The following is a 17,930-nucleotide window of genomic DNA, read 5'->3' as shown; positions in this document are numbered from 1 at the left end:
GGTCGTGCCGCAGAACTCACTTCGCGACCTGCGGTCGCTGCGTTCAAACAACCGCGGCAAGTCAGATCACGAAGCGCGCTGACGCGCGCCGACCCCGGCGCTGCGCTTCTCGTCGCCGCCCAAATCGCCTCCAGCGGGCAGCGCCTGCCGCGAAGTCCACCACTGGGGTCCTGCGACCGGCATGCCACCGCTGGTTCAGCAAAGGCGCGCCCGGGCAGGCGCAGGCGCGCCTCTGAGGCGCCGAGAAGCGCAGGGCTCGTGGCCGCGCGCGCAGCGCGCATCGTTGTCTGACTCGTCGCGGTTGTTTGAACGCAGCGACCGCAGGTCGCGTAGTGAGTTCTGCGACGCGGCCGCGAGACCGAGCATCGCAGGGGAGTCGGTGCGCAGCACCGACCGCCGAGGCGAAGCGCCGGAGCCTGCCCGGGCGCGCCTTTGCCGCGCTGACCCCAACCCAGAGAGCAGACGTCGAACTTCAGCTCAGGGCTGCGAACCGCCGGTCGCTTGCGTGCCTACCTGATTCCTTCAGCGCAGACCGATATGAGGTGGCGCGCTCAGCTTCGCGCCGGCGTGCCGGCATGGCGGGCGGGGTCGGGCATCGCTGCCGTGCCGGTCTGGGCGCGTGCAGCGCCAACTCGCCCGTCGACGACCGGTGTGGCGGCGGCCGCTTGAGCGGCGCGCATCGATCGGTCCGCGTCGATCGCAACGACTGCCCACGCAGCCACGACCAGCAGCCCGAGGACCAGGTCGATGCGCTGACGCAGCCAGCCGCTCGCGCCACGCCGCAGCGCGGATCGATCAACGAAGAGTGAGCGCTTCATGCTGCGCGAGGCCGGCCGGCCGGGCCGCCTCGATGAGCGGCAGGTGCCCCAGGTAGCGCGCGTGGGCCTCGTTGCCGTCGATGCTGCGCGCCTGCGCCACCGGCACGGCCGCCCAGGTGGGCTCCTCACCACGGCCGCGGGTCTCGGCAATGGCCTGCTCGGGCGAGCGGCCGAGGTAGACGAGGTAGCCGGCGTGGCCGGCGAGCACCCGGGTCTGTGTGCTGCGCGCGATCGTCGATGGCGCGTGCGCAACGCTGGCGATGCGTTCGCCCAGCACCTGGGCGCGGTAGGCGGTGTGGCCGTCCTGCGCGAACGCCGGCGGGGCCGCGGACGACAGCAGCGCTGCCAGCGCCAGCGACGTGGACAGTGAGCTTCGGTTCATGGTGAGTGGTCCTTGTCGGTGGGTATGTGCCGCTCAGGCCAGCGACGACAGGCGAACGCATGCGCACAGCACGGGCGTCGGGTCGGCTGCCCAGGCGAGCTCGGCGGCGAAGCCGAGTGCGGCCACCGCCAGCGTGAGGAGGGTCTTCATGGCAGTGGCCTCGGCGTGCTCTTCAGCCGCCGGTGCGCTCGCCGCGGCTCAGGCCGAGCCGGGCGTGCTGCGCCTGGGCCGCCTCGGCACGCACGTCATCGCGCGAGCGGGTCGAGCTGATCTCGCCGAGGCGGAAGCTGCCATACGAAGCGGCGTAGTTGCGGCTGTCCAGCGCGCGCGCACGCTGCGCTGCGTTCAACTCGGCCAGCACGTCGGCGCGGGTGCGCGTCGAGGCGATGGCAGTGGCCGGGAAGTTGCCGTAGCTGTCGCCCGTGCGATCGAGCGTGCCGGCGCGGCGCGCCTGCTGCAGCTCGGCGATCACTTCCGCGCGAGTCTTCGAGGACAGCGTCTGGTTCTGGAACTCCTGCGTGCCTTCCTGCGCAAGGGCAGCGCCGGCGGCGAACAGGGCGGACAGGGTGGGGATGGCGATGCGAGAGAACTTCATGACTATTTCCTTCGACGACGAGTGAATGCCGAGGGTCGACGTGCAGCCACCGTGGCTGGCGTTCCGGCATCTCGGAGGCACTGAGCCAGGGTCTCGTCGATGAAGATGAATGTAGGCATGCGGGCCTGCCGGAAAAAGACGGCGCCGGACAACGCAGCGTTTCATCGCGGTCAACATTCGGTGGCCTGCGCGGCGTCGTCGCCGCGCGCCAGATGGATCCCACGCCGGCCAGCGTGACACGTGCCGTGCAGTCGCTGGACGAGCGCGTCGGCATGCGGCTGCTGCAGCGCACGACGCGCCGCTTGCGCGCGCCATCCATGCTCCTGCCCATGGCCGCATGAGTCGCGGCACACTCTCGTTCCAGCACTCACGGTCGATGCGCGCATGAAGTCACTCGTCTTCGTCTACGGCACCCTCAAGCAGGGCTTCAGGAACGCCCACGTGAACACCGGAACGCGCGTGCCGGGCGAGTTCGTCAGCGTGGATCGCTTTCCCCTGTACGTGATCGGCCCGCACCACCTGCCCTGGCTGGTCGAGCGCGCCGGCGAGGGCGAACACGTGACCGGCCAGCTCTACGAGGTCGACAGCGCCGACCTGGCGCGCATGGACGCGCTCGAGCGCATCACCGAACCCGACTGGTACCGGCGCGGCGAGATCTCCGTGCGCCTGCACGGCGATGCCGCTGCCGGCGTGCGCAAGGCCCTCGTGTACTTCGGCAGTGCCGCGCGCCTGGCCACCGAGGTGGTGCATCTCGGCCCCGTGCCGGCATTCACGACCGACCATGCGGCGCTGCACGGCAGCGCACGCGAAGCGCACGGCCCCGGCTTCGCCGTGTTGTACCGCTGGCGACTTCACCCTGGGACAGAGCCGTCGTTTGTCGCCGCCTGGTCGCGCGTGTCCGAACTGCTGCGTTCGCAGCGCGGCTCGCTGGGCTCGCGCCTGCACCGCGGGCCGGACGGCTGGTGGTACGGCTATGCGCAGTGGCCCAGTGCGCAGGCGCGGCAGCGGGCCTTCGACGCGGGGCCGGTCGATGCCGAGGCGGCACGGCGCATGGAGGAAGCCATCGCCGAGAGCCTGCCCGAGCTGGTGCTCGAATCGGTCTCCGACTACCTCGTGATGCCGCCGCGCGAAGGCGCCTGAACCGGTCGGCGCTCAGCCGCCGAACTGCACCGGCGCCTCGGGCACGGACCAGCGCAGCGGCACTGCCTGCGGGCGCCACCAGCCTTCCAGCACATCCAGGTGCAGCAGGCGTTGCGCACCGGGGAATCCCGCCAGCGCCGCAGCGTCGAACTCGATGGAGGCCTGGGCCGCCAGGTGCAGCAGGCTGCCGTCGCCGTAGTCGGGCACCAGCAGGCCCGCGCGCGGCCAGGCGAGCAGGTTGCCCAGCGTGTTGAAGAAGTTGTTGCCCAGGTAGTCGGGCAAGGTCAGGCGCAAGCCGAGTGAAGTGGTCGTGGCCTGCACGAAGCCCGGCCGGCCGCCGCGGTGCGAGACGTCGACGCCCTCGGCGCGTGCCGTGCCGGTGTTCGCACCGCTGGCCGAGGCGATGAACAGCGTGTCGGCACGGCGCAGCAGGGCCAGCGACGTGGCATCCAGCAGCGGGCCGAGCTGCTGTGCCGGGCCGGCGGCCTGCGACACGATCCGCTCGGGCTCCCGCGCATGGATGTACTTCGGGCAATTGCCGAAGCTCTGCAGCACCTCCACGTCGAAGCCGCCGGCGTGCAGCGCCCGCACGCGGCCGTTGGCGCGGTTGCGGCGGCGGGTCTGCGGCTCCAGCCCGAGCATGCCGACGGCCGCGCCTTCGGCGAGCCAACGCGCCACGGGGTCATCGGCCGATGGCAGGCTGTGCACCTCCAGCGTGTGCAGGTCCGGGCTGCGGATGAATCCGGCCGGCCCGTGCAGCATCGTCGCCCAGGGCTGGCCGCGCTCGTCCTGCACGGCCAGCAGCAACGTCGGCAACTTGCCGAACAGCTCGCGGTGCTGGTCCGGCATGTGATCGCGGATCACCGTGCGGCCGATCGCCGCGAGCCGTTCGCGCACCCCGCTGCGCGCCTGCAGGGCCTGTTCGCCGGCGTGGAAGGCGGCCGTGTCCATTCAGGCCGCCTGCGGCAACGGCGAACGCTGCATGCCGACGAAGCCCGGCAGCGCCTCGATGCGCTGCAGCCAGGCGCGCAGCCGCGGCCACGGCTCCAGGCCGATGCCGCCCTCGGGCGCGTGGGCGGTGTAGCTGTACATCGCGATGTCGGCGATCGTCGCAGCGTCGCCCACCAGCCAGTCGCGGCTGACCAGGTGGCGCTCCATCACGTCGAACAGCTGGCGAGCAACGAGCGCGCACTGCGCGTTCTGTGGGCGCCCGAACAGGCATGCCACCCGCGCCGCGGCAGGGCCCGAGGCAAGCGGCCCCGCCGCCACGCTCAGCCAGCGCTGCACCTGCGCCTGCGCGCGGGCTGCGGCCGGCAGCCAGCGCCGGGCGGGGTCGTGGGCCAGCGCGAGGTAGACGAGGATGGCGTTGCTGTCGGCCAGCGTGAAGTCGCCGTCCTCGATCACCGGCACCTGGCCGAATGGGTTGCGCGCGAGGAACGCCGCCGCCTTGTGCTCGCCGGCGGCCAGGTCGACGTCGATCATCTCGAAGGGCAGCTGCAGCAGCGACAGCATCAGCTGCACACGGTGCGCGTGGCCCGACAGGGCGTAGCGGTAGAGGCGGATCGGGCTCGGCATGGCGGCTCCTGGTGGACGGTGGGCGCAGCGTAGGCCTTGCCGCTGGAGAAATGAAGCTGCGTTCGAACCAGTTGAGAATTCCACCTGGAGGAAGAATGAGCATGGACCACCTGCAGCGCCTGCGCACCTTCGTCGCCGTGGCCGAGAGCGGCAGCTTCGCGCGCGGTGCGCGCGCTCGATCGATCTCGGCACCGGCCGCCACGCGCGCCGTGGCCTCGCTCGAGCAGCACCTGGGCGCGCTGCTGCTGCAGCGGACCACTCGCAGCCTGCGCCTGACCGAGCAGGGCGAGGTCTTCCTCGCCGACTGCCGCCGCATCCTCGCCGAGCTCGAGGCCGCGGAGGCCGCCGTCACCGGGGTGCGCAACGAGCCGCGCGGCATGCTGGCGATCACCGCACCGGCGCTGTTCGGGCGCCGGCACATCGCGCCGCTGCTGTTCGAGTTCCTCGACCGCCACCCGCAGGTGCAGGGGCGGGCGCTGTTCACCGACCGCCTGGTCCACCTGATCGACGAAGGCTTCGACGTGGCCCTGCGCATCGCGGTGCTGCCCGATTCGGGTCTGACGGCCGTGCCGGTGGGGCACATGCGCGCCGTCGTCGTCGCCTCGCCGGACTATCTGAAACGTTGCGGCGTACCGCGCGACCCGTCGGATTTGAAGCAGCACCAGGCCATCGGCTTCACGATCGAAGGCCAGGACCGCATCCGCTGGGCCTTCGGGCGTGGTCGTGCCATCGCGGCACCACACGAGCGCCTGATCGTCAATGCCAACGACGTGAAGGTGGCGGCCGCAGTGGCCGGGCAGGGCCTGGCACGCGCGCTGGCCTACCAGGTGAGCGACGAGGTGCGCGATGGCCGGCTGCGCGTGGTGCTGCAGGCGCACGAGCCGCCGCCGGTGCCGGTGCACCTGGTCTACCCCGCCGGCCGCGTGGCGGCGGCCAAGGTGCGCGAGTTCGTGCAGTTCGCCGCCGAGCGGCTGCGCGCGCTGCCGGTGCTGCAGGGGCTCGGGCTCGACGCGCCGCGGAGATCGGCCAGGCGCTGAGCGAACGTGACGCCGACACCGTCGCGATCGTGCGCCAGGTGATCACTGGCGCGGCAGGGCGGTCGGCTCGATGCCGAACATGCGCCGGTGCGTGCGCGTGAGGTGCGACGAATCGGCAAAGCCGGCCTCGTGCGCGGCCTCGGTCCAGGAGGCGCCGTTCATCGCCGACTCGATGGCCACGTTGATGCGCAGCCACAGCAGGTAGGCGCGGAACGAGGTTCCGGTCTCCTGCACGAAGAGATGCCGGAAGCGGCTCGGCGACAGTGCCGCCGCCGCGGCAGCGTCTGCGAGCGACACCGGCGTGCGGATGCGTTCGCGGATGCACGCCAGCGCGCGCGCCACACGCGGGTCACCGTCCGCGGTCGTGGCGTTGGCCAGCGTTTGCCCAGCCAGCATGCCGAGGGCCGTTCGCGCCGCAGCCTTCATGGCATCGGCATCGCAGTGGCTTCGGTAGGCGGCGAGCAGATGCTGCGCTGCCTGGCGCGCGGCGGCCTGCGGCAGCGCCGAGACGCCGAGCGCCCCGTAACGCCGCGTCAGCAGCCGCCCCTCGGCGCTCTCCGGCTCGATGAAGAGATGCGCCACGGTCGGCCCGTCGAGCTCGAACTCGTGCTCGCAGTGGGACGGAACGATGGCGGCGTCGAAGTCGGTCCAGGCGCTGCTTCGGTCGGTGCGGAAGCGGAACCCGCCTTCGAGGGCCAGGGCGAGCTGGTGCGCGTGGTGGGCGTGCCATTCGGTTCGCCCCTGCGCCGAGCCGATCCACAGGCTGGCGGACTGCCAGAAGTAGACACGGCCCGATGCGACCGCCATGCGGTGTGGCCCGCGCCGCTGCGCGGTGTCGGCCAGCGGGGTCTCGCTCTGGGGGGTGGTCATGTGCTCCCTCTGTGCCAAGTCAGCCGTTTTGTTCAAGCGCGCAATGGCGCCGATCGGAACACTCCCGACTCGACAAGACACCCCATCGCACCAGGAGCCATTGCATGTCCCGATTCGCCCGCCGCATCCGTTCCAGCGTCCAGTTCGAACTCGACGCCGCCCGCCTGGCGCAAGCGCAGGGTGATGCCGCCGCAGCCTTCGCTCACCTGGAGCGCGCGCACGTGCTCGGCCAGGCGGCCACGGTCGAGCATGTGCGCGTGCATTGGCGCATGTTCCGCTGGGCGGCTCACCACCGCAAGCCCGGCGAGGCCGTGGGGCAGCTCTGGCGGCTCGCCGCCGCGGCGTTGATGACCGGCATCGGCTGGCTGCCCGAGGGCAACACCGGCGGGGCCAACGTCAGCGGGATGCGCCCCATGCCCGTCCCGCCCGACCTGCAGCAGATCCTCGACGCGGCGCGACGCTGAGCGCGCGGCCCCTGTCCAGCCCGAACCCCATGGAGAAACCATCATGCGCCGACACCTCGTCCTGACCACCACTTTCGCCGTCGCCCTCACAGCCTGCGCCGCTCCGAAGGACCTCGACCTCTCGCTGCGCCATCCGAGTGCGCAGGGGACGTACATCGTGCAGATGCAGCCACCCGCTGCGCAACCGGCGATCGGCCAGCTGCATGCCTGGCAGATCACGCTGAGTTCGCCCGACGGCGCGCCGGTGCGCCACGCGCGAATCGCCGTCGATGGCGGCATGCCCCAGCACGGCCACGGGCTGCCCACACGCCCGCAGGTCACGCGCGAACTGGCCGACGGCACCTACCTGATGGAAGGCATGAAGTTCAGCATGACGGGCTGGTGGGAGATCAAGCTCGCCATCGAGTCGGCCGCCGGACAGGACACGGCGGTCTTCAACACCGTGATCGACACTTCCGGGGTGAAGCGGTGAGTGCGGCCGCCAACCGCGTCGTCGGCGCCGTCGCCAGCCTGGCACTGCTCAGCGCGCTCTTCCTGCTGACCGGCTTCACCCGGGGCGAGACGTGGAGCGCCGAAGAGAAGGCCCTGCTTGCCGGCATGAGCCTGGACCGGCTGCCGCCCGCGCCGCGCGACCCGACCAATCCCGTCGAAGACTCGCCCGCGGCTGCGGCGCTCGGCAAGCGCCTGTTCGAGGACGTGCGCTTCTCGCGCAACCAGGCCGTTGCCTGCGCCACCTGCCATGCCGCCGACCGCCAGTTCCAGGACGGGCGCGCCGTCGGCGAGGGCGTTGGCCGCGGCTCGCGCCGGACCATGCCCATCGCCGGCGCGGCGCACAGCACCTGGCTGTTCTGGGACGGCCGCAAGGACAGCCTGTGGTCGCAGGCGCTGGGCCCGCTGGAGGACGCGCTCGAGCACGGCAGCAACCGCACACGCATTGCCGTGCTGCTGCGCTCGCACTACCGCGCCGAGTACGAGGCCGTGTTCGGCCCGATGCCCGAGCTCGCCGGCCTGCCGCAGGATGCGAGCCCGCAGGGTGACGACTCCGAACGCGCGGCCTGGCAGGCCATCGCCGCGAACCGGCGCAACGACGTCGATCGTGTGTTCGCCAACCTGGGCAAGGCGATCGCCGCGTACGAGCGCACGCTGGGCTTCGGCGACTCGCGCTTCGACCACTATGTCCGCGCCGTGATGGCCGGCGACGCCGCCGGGCAGCAGGCCCTGAACGCGCAGGAGATCAGCGGGCTGCGCCTGTTCCTCGGACAGGGCCAGTGCGCGACCTGCCACAACGGGCCGCTGTTCACCGACCAGCAGTTCCACAACACCGGCGTGCCGCCGCGTGAGCCGGCCCGGCCCGACCGCGGGCGGGCCGACGCCACGGCCAGGCTGCAGCGCGACGAGTTCAACTGCGCCGGCGCGTACGCCCACGCGCCGCAGGGCGCCTGCCAGGAACTGCGCTTCATGGTGCTCGACGACCCGGCGCTGCTGGGCGCGTTCAAGACGCCGAGCCTGCGCAACGTGGCGCTGCGCGCGCCGTACATGCACGCCGGGCAGTTCGCCCACCTCGAGCAGGTCGTCGCCCACTACGCCAGCTCGCCGAAGGCAGCCGTCGGTCACTCGGAGCTGGCGCACGGCACGGGGCAGCACGGCCCTCGCCAGCCGATCCGGCTGAGCGAGGCTCAGGCGCGGGACGTGGTGGCCTTCCTGCGTGCCTTGTCCGGGCCGATCGTCGAGTCCCGCCCGGGCGCCGACAGGCTCGCCGGGCGCTGAGCGACCGGGCTCGCTAGCGCCACAGGTCGACCGGCCTGCCCTGTTCGCGCAGCCGGTCGGCGCGCGCCTGCACGTAGCGCTGGAACTGCGGCTCGCGCGCGTAGGCGCCGCTGGCCACGTAGTCGAATGCGCTCTCGATGTGGAAGGGCCGCAGGTAGCCGTCGAAGCGGAACACCTCGGCGCCGTGCGCATCGAAGAAGACCACCGTCGGGTAGAGGTCGATCTTCAGGTCACGCGCCCATCGTGTGGCCTCGACGCGCCGGCCATCTGGCGTGACCAAGGCTGCCGGCGCGCCGGGCAGCAACCGCGCGACGTCGAAGCCGGCCAGCAGGCGGCGCAGCGGCGCGCGCCCGAACGCCTCCTCGTGCATCTCGGCGCAGGCCTTGCACGAGGGCGACTCGAACAGCACCGCCAGCGGCCGAGCGCGGCCGGCGCGGGCGAGATCGGCACTGTTGCGCATCAGGTAGGGCCGCGGGCTGCGCACCGGGATCTCGGGCTCCCTGATCTGCACGCTCATGTATTCGGCCAGCGAGACCTCGCGGTCGCGGCGCTGCACCACGTAGTCCAGCACGTGCGTGAAGCGCTCCGGCGGCACGTAGCCGTTCAGGCGCAGCACAGGCTGGCCGTCGGCCTCGAAGAACAGCAGCGTCGGCGTGAACTGCACCTTCAGGCGCTGCGCCAGCAACTTCTCGGTGGTCTTGCTGCCGTCGATCCAGGTGACATCGGCATCGCCCCAGATGTTGATGGCGATGGCGACGAAGTGCCGGCGCGTCTTCTCGGCGATCGGCCCGGGGCCGAAGTTCGCCTTCATCAGCGCCTTGCAGTAGGGGCAGCCGTCCTGCCCGAAATAGACCATCACCCGCTTGCCCTCGCGGGCGGCCTCGGGGATCTCGTCCTTGAAGTCGAGCAGGCTGTTGGAGAACCAGCGCGGGATGTCGACGGCGTGCGGCGAAGGCAGCACCGCCTGCGCCGCGGCGGTCGTGACGACCAGCAGCGCGCCCGCCATCGCGGCCAACAGCGCCAGCCGCGCGCGAGCAGCGCGGACGCCGGCGGCGTGGATCCATGTTCGGCCGGGGCTCGATGTCATCGCGGTGAGCGCCCGCAGGCGCGCTGTGCGGTGCCATCGTAGCGCCGCGGCTTCAGTCGCGCCCGGCGGCCTCGATGGCCTGCGCCAGGGCCGTGGGCTGCGTGAACCAGGCCTCGTGGCTGCCGGCGCACTCGACGTACCTGAACAGCCCGAGCCGCTCCGACAGCCGCGGGTGCCAGGGCAGGCTGGCGGGCAGGGCGGTGTCGAGCACGCAGTTCAGGTACGACTTGCCGACCGTCAGCGCCGCCAGCGGCTGCTCGAGCGCGACCGGCTCGGTGAAGGTGCGGTAGGGGTGCGGGTTCAGCGCAGCGTAGGCGGATGTCGCGAGCTCGTGGTCGGCGTCGTTGATGAAGGCCTCGCGCCAGATCGCGAACGGCAGCATCACGGCGTTGCCGTTGGCCGCCGCGATGGTGTCGAACAGCGCCTTGTAGTGCGGCGGGACCATGTCGTTCAGGCTCTCGCCGGGCTGCGGCACGAAGGCGTTGACGTAGACCAGCCGAGCCAGGCGCGGCAGCAGGCGTGCCGCGGCGCCCGAGATCACCATGCCGCCGTAGCTGTGGCCAACCAGGCGCAGTTGACGCAGGTCGTTCGCCTCGACGAACTCGACCAGCGAGGCCACCGCATCGGCCAGGCCGATGCGCGAGCGGTCGTCGTCGGGGCGGTTGCCGGCCAGCGTGGGGCACAGCACCGTGTGCCCGGCGGCGCGAAGTGCGCGGGCAACCGGTTCGAGCTCGGCGCCGGTGTGCCAGGCGCCGTGGACAAGGACGTAGGTATCGGCCATGAAGAGTCTCCTGTAGGGGCGAACGGCCGCCACTGTAGGCAGCGCCGGCACGTGCGGATGGCCGCTGCCGGCCCGCGTCGTGGCCGCTTCGTGCCAGGCGCGCTCAGCGCCCGCCGCGGGCGCGGCGCCATGCGCCGGGCGTGAGGCCGGTGCCCTGCCGGTAGACGCGCACGAAGTGCGATGCGTCGAGCAGGCCGACCCGGCGGCCGATCTCGGCCGCGGTCAGGCGATCGAAGCGGCTGTCGGCCAGCAGGCGGCGCGCCGCATCGATTCGGCAGGCCATCAGCTGCTGGGCGAAGGTCGCCCCCTGGCCGGCCAGCGCACGGTGCAGGCTGCGCTCGCCGATGCCCAGCTGCGCCGCCACCGTGGCCGCCGTGAGCCCGGGTTCGGCGTGGCGCTCGCGCACGGCTGCGGTGATGCGCACGCGCAGCGCCGCAGCATCATCGGCACGCGGAGGATCGTCGCCACAGGCCAGCGCGAGCAGCGCGCCGAGCTGGTCGGTCAGCAGCATGGCCGGTGCCGGCGGCGCCAGCGCCAGCTCGGGCTGCAGCACTCGCGCGAAGGCCGACAGCGCGGCGCCGAAGCCATCCTGGCCGTCGAGCCGGCGGCCGCAGGCCTGTGCCGGATCCGCCAGCCACTGCGCGACCCACGCCGTGGGCAGCTCGATCGACACCGTGTTGCAGGTCTGATCGAAGTGGAATTGGTAGCGGTGGCGCGAGTCGACCAGCAGCAGGTCGCCCGGCCGTAGGCGCGCCTCGCGCCCATGCTGTGCGGCGGACCAGGGTGTGTCGGTCTTGCACAGCAGGTAGTAGCAGTCCTGCCGGCTGCGTGCCAGGGCACGGCCTGTGCGGTAGACGTCCTGCGCGCTGCCGCGCACGCGGTTGAGCTGCAAGGCGCCGAGCGGGGCCGAGACCAGCTCGGCGGCAAAGCGCTCGGGCGCGGCGCTGGTGACATCCATCTCGAGAAAGCCCTCGCAGACGGCGTCGATCCAGTAGTCCATGCGTTCGCCGGCGGGCGCGGCGTCGGTGGACCAGCGGCGCAAAGGCGGTGCAGTCGGCGGCATGGCAGGCAGCGTCCTCCAGGAGTCGGCGCGCCGGCAAGCGAACAAACCCGGGCCGCCCCTCCACAATCGCCGGGTTCTGGCCCCCCCGACCCGTCGCCGCACCGACGCCCGCGCCCCGCATGTTCAGCCTGATCCGCCTCATCGTCCGCCGCGCCCGCCAGGAACGCCTGCCGCAGGTGGCCGGCAGCCTGACCTTCACGACGCTGCTGTCGGTGGTGCCGCTGGCGGCGGTGGGCTTCGCGCTGTTCACGCGCTTTCCGGTCTTCGGCCGCTTCGAAGCCGCGCTCGAGGAGCACCTGCTGCGCAGCCTGCTGCCGCCCGACATCGCGCGCACGGTGCTCGGGCAGCTGCATCAGTTCGCTGCCAATGCCGTCGGCCTGACCTGGTTGGGCTCGCTGTTCCTGCTCGTCACCGCGATCGCGATGCTGCTGACCATCGAGAACGCGTTCAACCAGATCTGGAACGTCAAGCGCGGGCGGCCCCTGCTGAAGCGGGTGTGGCTCTATCTGCTGGTGCTCGCCGTGGCGCCGCCGGCGCTCGGCGTGATGCTGTGGGCGACGTCCTACCTGCTGGGCATGTCGATGGGCTGGATCGGGCCCCTGCCGCCCTCGACGCGCTTCATCCTCGACCTGGGGCCGGCGGCGCTGACCTGGCTGGGCCTTTGCTGCCTCTTCTACTACCTGCCCAACACGCGCGTGCGGCGGCGTGACGCCATCGTGGGCGCGCTGATCGCCAGCGTCGCGCTCGAGCTGGGCAAGCGCGGCTTCGCCGCCTATCTGCTGAAGATCCCGACCTACAAGGCGGTGTACGGCGCATTTGCCGTGTTCCCGTTGTTCCTGCTGTGGGTCTACTTCTCGTGGCTGGTGACGTTGGCGGCGGCGCTGATCGCCGCCAGCCTGCCGCGTGCGGCCGCGAAGGGCGACGCCCGACCCTCGAGCCGACCGCGCCACACGCTGCCCTGAACTCGTCGCCCTGAAGCGGGGCTGCCGAGCGCCCGTCGAATCGGCGCAGCTTCGACCGTCGTACCTGCATCAACAACCCGGAGAACCGCATGAAGACCTGTCTGACCGCCATGGTGCTGCTTCTGGCAGCCGCGACCGCCGGCGCCGCACCCACTGCCTATGCGATCGACCCGACCCACACCTTCCCCAGCTTCGAGGCCGACCACATGGGCATCTCGGTGTGGCGCGGCAAGCTCAACAGGAGCAGCGGCAAGGTGCTGTACGACAAGACGGCCGGCACCGGCACCGTCGAGATCGTGAGCGAACTGGCCAGCATCGACTTCGGCATGGACGCGCTGGCCACCTGGGCGCGTGGCAAGGACTTCTTCGAGGTGAAGAAGTACCCGCGCGCGGTCTTCAAGGGACGCCTGCAGTCGCCGGTCAACGGCGTGCCGACGCAGCTCGTGGGCGAGCTGACCCTTCACGGCGTGACGCGCCCGCTGACGCTGACGGTCAACTCGCTGAAGTGCATCCAGCATCCGATGCTCAAGCGCGACTACTGCGGCGCCGACGCCAGTGGCAGCTTCAACCGCGACGACTTCGGCCTGGGCGCGGGCCGGGAATACGGCTTCAAGATGAACGTCGACCTGCGCATCCAGGTCGAGGCCATCGCACAGCCCTGACGCCGGAGACGGCGCGACGTCGTTTCGAACAGCCCGTCAGGCTCTCACCGAAGTACGCCAGGACCTGCTCCACGGTGGTCGCCGCCGCCAGGCCGTGCGGATTGGCACTGGTGGAAACGAGCGCCGTGCCCGCTGCACGGCAAAGCGCCGCCGCTGGAGCGTGTGCGGTCACCCGCACGGCCACGCCGCCGTGGCCGCCGACCAGCCAGGCCGGCGTGCGGGCGCTGCGCGGAACGACCCAGGTGATCGGCCCCGGCCAGCTTGCGCGCATCTCGGCATAGCGCTGCGCACCGAGGCGATCGGTGTCGATGTAGGGTTCCAGCTGAGACACCTCGGCGCCGATCAAGAGGAACCCTTGCGCCTGGGGGCGGGACTTCAGCGCATACAGCATCTCGACGCTTGCGCGAGACTGGGGATCGCAGCCGAGGCCGAACACGCCCTCGGTCGGGTAGGCCACCAGCCCGCCCTGGCGGATCAGCTCCGCAAGCCGGGTCAGCCCGGGCCGCGTCGCCGGAAGTCTGAGGCAAGTCATCGCACGTTGTCCCTCGGCGGTGAAGCGTCGATTCTGCGGACAGAAACCGGAGCCCTGGGTCGCGGACCTGCCGCATTGTCGCCACTGGGGGGATGCTCCGAATGGCTGCCCCGTGGCGCAGGGCCGCACGGCGGGGCTCGGCGATCTCCCCTTGACCCGGGCCGGTCGGGCTCCAATACTGGCCCGCCGGCGCACCCCGCTGCGCCGTTGTGCGTCACCCACTGCCCAGGAGGTTCCGGTCATGCTGACTTCTGCCGATTCGCACCGCTTCGCGATCGCCTCGTGCACCCTCGTCGTCCTGCTGGCGTGTGCCGGCACGACCCATGCCGACGGTCGTGATTCGAGGTGGAAGGAGCAGGCCGTCCCCGGCCTGCCTGCCAAGGGCGAAGGCCAGGCGTTCCGCAAGGGTGTGGTCGCGACCGCCAATCCGCACGCGGCCGAGGCCGGTGCGCAGATCCTCGAGTCCGGCGGCAATGCCGTCGACGCGGCCGTCGCGATCGCCTATGCGCTGAACGTCGTCGAACCGCAGTCGGCGGGCATCGGCGGCGGCGGCTTCATGATGGTCCACCTCGCCAGGAGCGGCAGGACCTTCACGATCGACACCCGCGAGCGTGCGCCCGCGGGTTCCACGCCCGGCATGTTCAGCGGCTTGTCGTTCACGCAGGCCTCGACCTCGGGCATCGCGGTGGGTGTGCCCGGCATGGTGCGCGGCACGGCGGACGCCGTGCGGCGCTGGGGCCGCCTGCCGCTGGCGCGCGTGCTTCAACCGGCGATCCGGCTCGCCGACGATGGCTTCGCGGCGACGCCGCGCTTCGTCGCTTCACCCGCCTGCGCGAGTGCGACGAGCCGCGCCAAGGTCTACCCGGAGACGGCCGAGTACTTCTGCCCCGGCGGCCTGCCGATCGCCGCGGGCGCGCTGGTCACCAACAAGCCGCTGGCGCAGACCCTGCGCACGATCGCCCGCGAAGGCCCCGACGCGTTCTACAGCGGCGAGATCGCCCGCGGCATCATCGAGGGACAGAAGCGCATGTCCGCCGGTGGCAAGCCCGGCACCATGACGCTGGCCGACCTGCAGGCCTACGAGGCGACGACGCGGGATCCGGTCGTGAGCAGCTATCGCGGCTACCTCATCAAGGGCATGGGCCCGCCGTCGTCGGGGGCGCTGACGATCGGGCAGATGCTCAAGATGATCGAGCGCTTCCCGATCGGCGATGCACGCGCCGGCTTCGGCTTCGGCAGCCCCGCGACGCTGAACGTGATGGCCGAGGTGATGCGTACCGCCTTCGCCGACCGTGCGTTGTGGATGGGTGATGCCGACTTCTCCTACGTGCCGGTGAAGGGCCTGCTCAACCCGACCTACACCGCGATGCGCAGCGAGCCGATCGCGCCGACCGCGCGCCTCATGGTCAACCCGGTCGCCGGCGATCCTCGCCCCTACGACATCGGCGCGTGGACGCCCGGCACCCGACATGCCGGGCTCGCCTCGTTCGCCGGCCCGGGCGGCTCGACCACCCACTTCTCGGTCGCCGACAAGTGGGGCAATCTCGTCTCCTACACCAACACGATCGAGTCGGGCTACGGCGCCGGCATGTTCGCGGGCTACTACCCCGACGGCTGCACCCAGATCAGCTGCTTCAAGAGCTTCGGCTTCCTGCTCAACAACGAGCTGACCGACTTCAACTTCACGCCGTCGCTCAACCCCTTCACCGGGGAGGCGGCGGCCAACGACGTCGCCCCCGGCAAGCGCCCGCGCAGCAGCATGGCGCCGTCGATGATCTTCGACCGCAAGGGCCGGCCGCTCGTGGCCTACGGCTCGCCCGGCGGCTCGACGATCATCAACTCGGTGTTCAACGTGACGCTGAACCTGCTCGACCACGGCATGACGCTGCAGCAGGCGATCGATGCGCCGCGCCTGTCGGTCACCGCGGCCGGCGGCAGCGTGTCGATCGACACCGGCAATCCGCTGTCGCCCACGCCGTTCCCGGCCGCGTCGCTCGACGCGCTTCGCGTGCTGGGTCACACGGTGAATGCGCCGGCCGACATCGGCTCGGTGCAGATCGTCGTCATCGACCCCAGGACCGGCAAGCAGTACGGCGGTGCGGACTCGCGGCGCGAGGGCACGGTGATCGGGCTGCCGAGGCCGCGGCATGGCCATCACGGCCAGGACCGCGACGACAAGGACGTGGACGATGACGACGCAGACGACTGATCCTGCCTGCGGGCTTCGGTCCACGGCATCGGAAAACGCACCACCGAGGAGATCGACATGGGCTGGTTCTCGAAGACCGATGAAGGCTTCTTCCTTGCGACCGTGGTGCCCACCGGCGAGGGTGCGCGCGTCGACCGGTTTCTCGGCGTCGTGAACGGCGAAGCGATCATCGGGGCCAACATCTTCCGCGACATGTTCAGCTCGATCCGCGACGTTGTCGGCGGGCGCGCAGGCGGCTATGAGCGGGCGCTGTCCGGCGCGCGCGACGCCGCGCTGAAGGACATGATCGAGTCGGCGCGTGAACTCGGCGCCGACGGCATTGTCGGCATCGACTTCGACTACGAGGTGCTGGGCGAGGCGAACGGGATGATGATGGTCGCCGTCAGCGGCACAGCGGTGAAGATGGGCTGAGGGCGACTCGGCCGGCGCCTGGCGCATGGGGCGCCATCAACGCAACGACCCGGTCGATGAAGGCGCGCAGCCAGGCCGTCCTGCGACTGCGAACAGCGACGCCGGGACGATGGTGTGGGGGCGCGAGGAGCCAGCGTCGACTGGAACCGCTCGAAGAGAAGGCTCATGAAGCCCGACGCCATGAGATCCATCGGGCACTGATCGCCAGGCCTTGTCGAAATCCGGCGTTCCCGAACGTCGATGAAGGCGAGCGCCCGCACCGGGCCGCTGGCACGGCGCCGCCGCCGAGGCGGCCGCTGTTCGCGTCAACGCATGAGGACTGATGATGCCCAGGAACACGATCTGCCTGTGGTTCGACAAGGACGCCGAAGCAGCGGCGCGCTTCTATGCCGATACCTTCTCCGACAGCCGCGTGACGGCGGTCCATCGCGCCCCCGCCGACTACCCGTCCGGCAAGGCCGGCGACGTGCTGACGGTGGAGTTCACCGTGGCCGGCATTCCCTGCCTCGGCTTGAACGGTGGCCCGGCCTTCCAGCACACCGAAGCCTTCTCCTTTCAGATCGCCACCGAAGATCAGGAAGAGACCGACCGCTACTGGAACGCCATCGTCGGCAACGGCGGCAGGCCCAGCGCCTGCGGCTGGTGCAAGGACCGTTGGGGACTGTCCTGGCAGATCACGCCGCGCGTGCTGACCGAGGCAATCGCCGCCGGCGGCGACGAGGCGCGGCGGGCCTTCGAGGCCATGATGTCGATGGAGAAGATCGACGTCGCTGCGATCGAGGCGGCGCGGCGGGGCTGACACCGGGCGAATCAGCGTTCCGCCTCGCTACGCCACGTCGACCACGGGCTGGAAGCCGCCAAAGATCATCCGCTTGCCGTCGAACGGCATCGGATTCGTCGCGGGGTCCCATCGCGGGTCCGTCCGCATCAGATCCTCCATGCCGGACATGGCAGCGTCCCGTTTGGCCTTGTCGGGCCATTCGACCCACGAGAAGACGACCGTCTCGTCGTCGCGCGCGTCGACTGCTCTTCGGAAGCATGGACGATGAACTGCTGCTTGCTGGCCGTCGGCACTGCGATCACGAATCCGTCGACATAGGCCATGAGGATCTCCTCGTGAGGTTGGCGTCGTGGCCCGCCACGGGCGCGGGCCGAGGCGTCGAGAGCGCATCATCGCCTGTCCCGCAGCGGCGCTGCACGGCCGAGCGCGGCGCACCCCTGGCGGCGACGTGGCGTCTACTTCAGGAACTGGATCGGCGCACCGTTGACCGCCCAGGCGACGCCGAATCGGTCTGTCAGCATGCCGAAGGTCTCGGCCCAGAACGCCGGCGCCAGGGGCATGGTGACGTGGCCACCCTGCGAGAGCGCTTCGAACGCGCTGCGCGCCTGATCGACCGTGTCGTACTGCACCGCGATCATCACGCCCTTGATGCCGTCGAAGGGCATGCCAGGCGGGACGTCGCCGGCGAAGATCATGGCGCCCCCGGGCAGCGCCAGGCACGCGTGCATGATGCCGTCGCCAGTGGGCGGCGAGCCGCCGTCGGCGCAGCCCTTGCCGGCGCTGGCCGGGGCCGG

At 71.2% G+C, this 17,930-nt stretch carries 22 protein-coding genes and 1 pseudogene; 11 read left to right on the top strand and 12 right to left on the bottom strand.

Translation table 11 applies throughout. The features are described from left to right. Positions 1 to 551: 551 nt before the first annotated feature. The 3 genes from AAG801_RS30075 to AAG801_RS30065 all read right to left on the bottom strand — a co-directional run bounded on the left by AAG801_RS30075 (position 552) and on the right by AAG801_RS30065 (position 1,795). Positions 552 to 818 carry a hypothetical protein gene (locus AAG801_RS30075; protein ID WP_341891674.1) on the bottom strand — a complete coding sequence of 89 codons (267 nt, stop codon included), beginning with the start codon at positions 816 to 818 and terminating at the stop codon, positions 552 to 554. Next, positions 796 to 1,200 carry a hypothetical protein gene (locus AAG801_RS30070; protein ID WP_341891673.1) on the bottom strand — a complete coding sequence of 135 codons (405 nt, stop codon included), beginning with the start codon at positions 1,198 to 1,200 and terminating at the stop codon, positions 796 to 798. The genes AAG801_RS30075 and AAG801_RS30070 overlap by 23 nt, the downstream gene beginning before the upstream one ends. Positions 1,201 to 1,372: 172 nt before the next feature. Further along, positions 1,373 to 1,795, bottom strand: a complete 423-nt coding sequence (locus AAG801_RS30065; protein ID WP_341891672.1) for a DUF4148 domain-containing protein — start codon at positions 1,793 to 1,795, stop codon at positions 1,373 to 1,375. A gap of 212 nt (positions 1,796 to 2,007) precedes the next feature. On the opposite strand from AAG801_RS30065, the gene AAG801_RS30060 reads away from it, so the two are divergent. Both AAG801_RS30060 and AAG801_RS30055 read left to right on the top strand, forming a co-directional pair. Then, positions 2,008 to 2,136, top strand: a complete 129-nt coding sequence (locus AAG801_RS30060; protein ID WP_341891671.1) for a LysR family transcriptional regulator — start codon at positions 2,008 to 2,010, stop codon at positions 2,134 to 2,136. A 43-nt stretch (positions 2,137 to 2,179) separates the two neighbouring features. Beyond that, positions 2,180 to 2,935, top strand: a complete 756-nt coding sequence (locus tag AAG801_RS30055; protein ID WP_341891670.1) for a gamma-glutamylcyclotransferase family protein — start codon at positions 2,180 to 2,182, stop codon at positions 2,933 to 2,935. Positions 2,936 to 2,947: 12 nt separating this feature from the next. Here AAG801_RS30055 and AAG801_RS30050 read toward each other — a convergent pair whose 3' ends face one another. Together AAG801_RS30050 and AAG801_RS30045 are read right to left on the bottom strand one after the other, a co-directional pair. Further along, complete coding sequence (locus tag AAG801_RS30050) at positions 2,948 to 3,886, bottom strand: pyridoxamine 5'-phosphate oxidase family protein (RefSeq protein ID WP_341891669.1); 939 nt, start codon at positions 3,884 to 3,886, stop codon at positions 2,948 to 2,950. Continuing rightward, on the bottom strand, positions 3,887 to 4,510 hold the full coding sequence (locus AAG801_RS30045) for a glutathione S-transferase (protein WP_341891668.1): 624 nt from the start codon (positions 4,508 to 4,510) through the stop codon (positions 3,887 to 3,889). Between the two features lie 101 nt (positions 4,511 to 4,611). Between AAG801_RS30045 and AAG801_RS30040 the strand changes: the two genes are divergently transcribed. After that, entirely contained in the window at positions 4,612 to 5,547 is a 936-nt protein-coding gene (locus tag AAG801_RS30040) for a LysR family transcriptional regulator (RefSeq protein ID WP_341891667.1), read from the top strand. A 42-nt stretch (positions 5,548 to 5,589) separates the two neighbouring features. On the opposite strand, the gene AAG801_RS30035 is transcribed toward AAG801_RS30040, so the two are convergent. Then, on the bottom strand, positions 5,590 to 6,417 hold the full coding sequence (locus tag AAG801_RS30035; RefSeq protein WP_341891666.1) for an AraC family transcriptional regulator: 828 nt from the start codon (positions 6,415 to 6,417) through the stop codon (positions 5,590 to 5,592). 104 nt (positions 6,418 to 6,521) lie between these two features. Between AAG801_RS30035 and AAG801_RS30030 the strand changes: the two genes are divergently transcribed. From AAG801_RS30030 to AAG801_RS30020, 3 genes are read left to right on the top strand one after another with little or no spacing between them, the layout of a single operon-like run. Next, complete coding sequence (locus AAG801_RS30030) at positions 6,522 to 6,881, top strand: DUF3703 domain-containing protein (protein ID WP_341891665.1); 360 nt, start codon at positions 6,522 to 6,524, stop codon at positions 6,879 to 6,881. A 43-nt stretch (positions 6,882 to 6,924) separates the two neighbouring features. Beyond that, complete coding sequence (locus AAG801_RS30025) at positions 6,925 to 7,353, top strand: FixH family protein (protein ID WP_341891664.1); 429 nt, start codon at positions 6,925 to 6,927, stop codon at positions 7,351 to 7,353. Further along, on the top strand, positions 7,350 to 8,648 hold the full coding sequence (locus tag AAG801_RS30020) for a cytochrome c peroxidase (protein WP_341891663.1): 1,299 nt from the start codon (positions 7,350 to 7,352) through the stop codon (positions 8,646 to 8,648). Before AAG801_RS30025 ends, AAG801_RS30020 begins: the two co-directional genes overlap by 4 nt. A 13-nt stretch (positions 8,649 to 8,661) precedes the next feature. On the opposite strand, the gene AAG801_RS30015 is transcribed toward AAG801_RS30020, so the two are convergent. The 3 genes from AAG801_RS30015 to AAG801_RS30005 all read right to left on the bottom strand — a co-directional run bounded on the left by AAG801_RS30015 (position 8,662) and on the right by AAG801_RS30005 (position 11,579). Next, positions 8,662 to 9,735, bottom strand: coding sequence for a thioredoxin fold domain-containing protein (locus tag AAG801_RS30015; protein WP_341891662.1), 1,074 nt, complete (start codon positions 9,733 to 9,735; stop codon positions 8,662 to 8,664). A gap of 52 nt (positions 9,736 to 9,787) precedes the next feature. Then, on the bottom strand, positions 9,788 to 10,516 hold the full coding sequence (locus AAG801_RS30010; RefSeq protein WP_341891661.1) for an alpha/beta fold hydrolase: 729 nt from the start codon (positions 10,514 to 10,516) through the stop codon (positions 9,788 to 9,790). A gap of 103 nt (positions 10,517 to 10,619) precedes the next feature. Further along, positions 10,620 to 11,579 carry a helix-turn-helix domain-containing protein gene (locus AAG801_RS30005; RefSeq protein ID WP_341891660.1) on the bottom strand — a complete coding sequence of 320 codons (960 nt, stop codon included), beginning with the start codon at positions 11,577 to 11,579 and terminating at the stop codon, positions 10,620 to 10,622. 119 nt (positions 11,580 to 11,698) lie between these two features. Between AAG801_RS30005 and AAG801_RS30000 the strand changes: the two genes are divergently transcribed. Both AAG801_RS30000 and AAG801_RS29995 read left to right on the top strand, forming a co-directional pair. Further along, the gene (locus tag AAG801_RS30000) at positions 11,699 to 12,541 is read left to right on the top strand and encodes a YhjD/YihY/BrkB family envelope integrity protein (protein WP_341891659.1); all 843 of its coding nucleotides are present in this window, start codon (positions 11,699 to 11,701) and stop codon (positions 12,539 to 12,541) included. 89 nt (positions 12,542 to 12,630) lie between these two features. After that, positions 12,631 to 13,203, top strand: coding sequence for a YceI family protein (locus AAG801_RS29995; RefSeq protein ID WP_341891658.1), 573 nt, complete (start codon positions 12,631 to 12,633; stop codon positions 13,201 to 13,203). Here the strand turns inward: AAG801_RS29995 and AAG801_RS29990 are convergent. Then, on the bottom strand, positions 13,151 to 13,735 hold the full coding sequence (locus tag AAG801_RS29990; protein ID WP_341891657.1) for a Sua5/YciO/YrdC/YwlC family protein: 585 nt from the start codon (positions 13,733 to 13,735) through the stop codon (positions 13,151 to 13,153). The two genes, AAG801_RS29995 and AAG801_RS29990, sit on opposite strands and share 53 nt — an antisense overlap. 241 nt (positions 13,736 to 13,976) lie before the next feature. Here AAG801_RS29990 and ggt point away from each other — a divergent pair, with 241 nt between their 5' ends. From ggt to AAG801_RS29975, 3 genes are all read left to right on the top strand, one after another. Further along, positions 13,977 to 15,944: a gamma-glutamyltransferase gene (gene ggt / locus AAG801_RS29985; RefSeq protein ID WP_341891656.1), complete on the top strand. Its 1,968-nt coding sequence runs from the start codon at positions 13,977 to 13,979 to the stop codon at positions 15,942 to 15,944. Between the two features lie 57 nt (positions 15,945 to 16,001). Then, positions 16,002 to 16,355: a heavy metal-binding domain-containing protein gene (locus AAG801_RS29980; protein ID WP_341891655.1), complete on the top strand. Its 354-nt coding sequence runs from the start codon at positions 16,002 to 16,004 to the stop codon at positions 16,353 to 16,355. A 322-nt stretch (positions 16,356 to 16,677) separates the two neighbouring features. After that, the gene (locus tag AAG801_RS29975; RefSeq protein WP_341891654.1) at positions 16,678 to 17,154 is read left to right on the top strand and encodes a VOC family protein; all 477 of its coding nucleotides are present in this window, start codon (positions 16,678 to 16,680) and stop codon (positions 17,152 to 17,154) included. Positions 17,155 to 17,181: 27 nt separating this feature from the next. Here AAG801_RS29975 and AAG801_RS29970 read toward each other — a convergent pair. Together AAG801_RS29970 and AAG801_RS29965 are read right to left on the bottom strand one after the other, a co-directional pair. Next, positions 17,182 to 17,459, bottom strand: a pseudogene (locus AAG801_RS29970) (DUF1428 family protein). Between the two features lie 132 nt (positions 17,460 to 17,591). Next, the coding region (locus AAG801_RS29965) for a VOC family protein (RefSeq protein WP_341891653.1) at positions 17,592 to 17,930 on the bottom strand (339 nt) is incomplete at its 5' end.

Source organism: Variovorax sp. YR752, assembly GCF_943372545.1.
Note: the sequence above shows the minus strand (reverse complement) of the source record. Positions and strands in the feature narration are given on the sequence as shown.

Bases quoted from the DNA above. Each gene is read 5' to 3' on its own strand.
- AAG801_RS30075 (WP_341891674.1), bottom strand. From the start codon at position 818: ATGAAGCGCTCACTCTTCGTTGATCGATCCGCGCTGCGGCGTGGCGCG.
- AAG801_RS30070 (WP_341891673.1), bottom strand. From the start codon at position 1,200: ATGAACCGAAGCTCACTGTCCACGTCGCTGGCGCTGGCAGCGCTGCTG.
- AAG801_RS30065 (WP_341891672.1), bottom strand. From the start codon at position 1,795: ATGAAGTTCTCTCGCATCGCCATCCCCACCCTGTCCGCCCTGTTCGCC.
- AAG801_RS30060 (WP_341891671.1), top strand. From the start codon at position 2,008: ATGGATCCCACGCCGGCCAGCGTGACACGTGCCGTGCAGTCGCTGGAC.
- AAG801_RS30055 (WP_341891670.1), top strand. From the start codon at position 2,180: ATGAAGTCACTCGTCTTCGTCTACGGCACCCTCAAGCAGGGCTTCAGG.
- AAG801_RS30050 (WP_341891669.1), bottom strand. From the start codon at position 3,886: ATGGACACGGCCGCCTTCCACGCCGGCGAACAGGCCCTGCAGGCGCGC.
- AAG801_RS30045 (WP_341891668.1), bottom strand. From the start codon at position 4,510: ATGCCGAGCCCGATCCGCCTCTACCGCTACGCCCTGTCGGGCCACGCG.
- AAG801_RS30040 (WP_341891667.1), top strand. From the start codon at position 4,612: ATGGACCACCTGCAGCGCCTGCGCACCTTCGTCGCCGTGGCCGAGAGC.
- AAG801_RS30035 (WP_341891666.1), bottom strand. From the start codon at position 6,417: ATGACCACCCCCCAGAGCGAGACCCCGCTGGCCGACACCGCGCAGCGG.
- AAG801_RS30030 (WP_341891665.1), top strand. From the start codon at position 6,522: ATGTCCCGATTCGCCCGCCGCATCCGTTCCAGCGTCCAGTTCGAACTC.
- AAG801_RS30025 (WP_341891664.1), top strand. From the start codon at position 6,925: ATGCGCCGACACCTCGTCCTGACCACCACTTTCGCCGTCGCCCTCACA.
- AAG801_RS30015 (WP_341891662.1), bottom strand. From the start codon at position 9,735: ATGACATCGAGCCCCGGCCGAACATGGATCCACGCCGCCGGCGTCCGC.
- AAG801_RS30010 (WP_341891661.1), bottom strand. From the start codon at position 10,516: ATGGCCGATACCTACGTCCTTGTCCACGGCGCCTGGCACACCGGCGCC.
- AAG801_RS30005 (WP_341891660.1), bottom strand. From the start codon at position 11,579: ATGCCGCCGACTGCACCGCCTTTGCGCCGCTGGTCCACCGACGCCGCG.
- AAG801_RS30000 (WP_341891659.1), top strand. From the start codon at position 11,699: ATGTTCAGCCTGATCCGCCTCATCGTCCGCCGCGCCCGCCAGGAACGC.
- AAG801_RS29995 (WP_341891658.1), top strand. From the start codon at position 12,631: ATGAAGACCTGTCTGACCGCCATGGTGCTGCTTCTGGCAGCCGCGACC.
- AAG801_RS29990 (WP_341891657.1), bottom strand. From the start codon at position 13,735: ATGACTTGCCTCAGACTTCCGGCGACGCGGCCCGGGCTGACCCGGCTT.
- ggt (WP_341891656.1), top strand. From the start codon at position 13,977: ATGCTGACTTCTGCCGATTCGCACCGCTTCGCGATCGCCTCGTGCACC.
- AAG801_RS29980 (WP_341891655.1), top strand. From the start codon at position 16,002: ATGGGCTGGTTCTCGAAGACCGATGAAGGCTTCTTCCTTGCGACCGTG.
- AAG801_RS29975 (WP_341891654.1), top strand. From the start codon at position 16,678: ATGATGCCCAGGAACACGATCTGCCTGTGGTTCGACAAGGACGCCGAA.